Source organism: Rhizobium sp. WYCCWR 11152 (assembly GCF_013087615.1).
Classification (GTDB): domain Bacteria; phylum Pseudomonadota; class Alphaproteobacteria; order Rhizobiales; family Rhizobiaceae; genus Rhizobium; species Rhizobium indicum.
Genome location: NZ_JABFCP010000031.1, coordinates 1 through 1,988, shown reverse-complemented (window position 1 = coordinate 1,988; position 1,988 = coordinate 1). Strand labels below are relative to the sequence as shown.

The following is a 1,988-nucleotide window of genomic DNA, read 5'->3' as shown; positions in this document are numbered from 1 at the left end:
CAGCTTTTGTGTTCTGACGATCTGGCTGGCCTATTGTTTCCGCCTGAACGAATGGACGGTGCTGACCGGCGTGCAATGGTTGCCGGTCGTCGTTTCACTGTGTATGGCCCTTCCCATCTTCATCGTCATGGGCATGTATCGGGCGATCTTCCGTTATGCCAATATGGCTGCTTTCATTACTGTTCTGAAGGCGATTGCGATCTACGGCGTCGCCTTCATGACGATATTTACAGCACTCAGCGTCCCCGGTGTTCCGAGAACCGTCGGCATCCTCCAGCCCTTCCTTCTGTTGATTGCGATCGGGCTGTCGAGGTTGAGTATCCGCTACTGGCTCGGGGATGCCTACCAGCGCATCCTTCACAAGAATATGCTCGCCAAGGTGCTGATCTATGGGGCAGGGACAGCCGGGCGGCAACTGGCCGGTGCCTTGATCAACAGTGCCGAACTCAATGTCGTCGGCTATCTGGATGATGATCCGCGTCTCAAGGGCGGCGTCATGGGTGGTTTACCGATCTACGACCCCTCGGATCTTCCGGTGCTTGCCGAATCTCTCGGCGTGCACAACGTGCTTCTTGCTCTTCCCTCCGCATCGCGGCAGCGTCGCAACGAAATCCTGGAGCACATCCGTAAAGCCAGGGTCAATGTTCGCACGTTGCCGGATCTCACTGCCCTGGCTCAGGGACGCATCGCCGTCTCCGACATCCGAGAGCTGGAGATCGAAGATCTGCTGGGAAGAGAAGCGGTCGCGCCGCGCCAGGAGCTACTCGACAAGTCGATGCGCAACAAGGTGGTGATGGTCACCGGTGCTGGCGGCTCGATCGGCGGCGAGCTATGTCGTCAGATTTTGCGCACCGGGCCTTCCAGCCTCATCCTCATCGATCAGAACGAGTTTGCGCTTTATAATATCCATGCCGAATTGCAGAAGCTGGCCGAACTATACAAGCATGAAAATATGCAGATCGTTCCGATTCTGTGTTCCGTCCGCGATCAGGATCGCATGGAACATGTCATGCAGAGCTGGCGACCTCAGACGCTCTATCATGCAGCCGCTTACAAGCATGTTCCCCTTGTCGAACACAATGCCGTGGAAGGCATCAAGAACAATGTGATGGGTACGCTGGTCGCGGCACGCGCGGCGAATAAATGCGGCGTCTCGAATTTCGTGCTGATCAGCACAGACAAAGCCGTGCGTCCGACAAATGTGATGGGCGCCAGCAAGAGGCTGGCGGAGATGGTTCTGCAGGCGCTTGCGGCGGAATCGGCGACCGACAGAATGCGAACGAATTTCTCCATGGTCCGTTTCGGAAACGTCCTCGGCTCCTCCGGATCCGTCGTGCCGCTTTTCCGGCAGCAGATCAAGGACGGCGGCCCGGTGACGCTGACACATCCTGATATAACTCGTTATTTCATGACCATTTCGGAGGCTTCTCAACTCGTCATACAGGCCGGCGCGATGGCCGAGGGCGGAGATGTCTTCCTGCTCGACATGGGAGAGCCGGTTCGCATCGCAGATCTCGCCCGCAAGATGGTCGAGCTTTCCGGGCTGGCCGTCCGTGACGAAGACAATCCCGAAGGCGATATCGAGCTGTCCGTTACCGGCCTTCGGCCCGGCGAGAAGCTCTTTGAAGAACTGTTGATCGGGGATAATCCAGAAACAACCGAACATCCTCGGATTATGAAGGCGCGCGAGGATTTCCTGTCCTGGCCCGAGTTGTCGAGAAGGCTCAACGCGCTCAACGCGGTGTTGGACCGGAACGATATGATCGCTGCACGTGCGACATTGGCGGAGCTTGTTTCCGGCTATTCGTCAACGGGTGAGGTCTCGGATCTGGCTTTCACCGGCGCCGAGCCAATACGGCTGCCTCAGACAATTCAAAGCACGCTGTAGCGTGCTGCAGGCTCAAGGGGTGCCGGACGTCAGCTCCGAACGACTGGTGCAAAGCCCGTGCTGCCGCGATCCGCACAAATAAGGGCAACCATGTAGGCGA

1 protein-coding gene is annotated in these 1,988 nt (G+C 57.6%); it reads left to right on the top strand.

Going from position 1 to position 1,988, the window contains the following annotated elements; genetic code table 11:
• Positions 1-1,888 (top strand): nucleoside-diphosphate sugar epimerase/dehydratase (locus tag G9X67_RS34295; RefSeq protein ID WP_171600739.1); only part of this gene is annotated, 1,888 nt, incomplete at its 5' end.
• Positions 1,889-1,988: the final 100 nt, after the last annotated feature.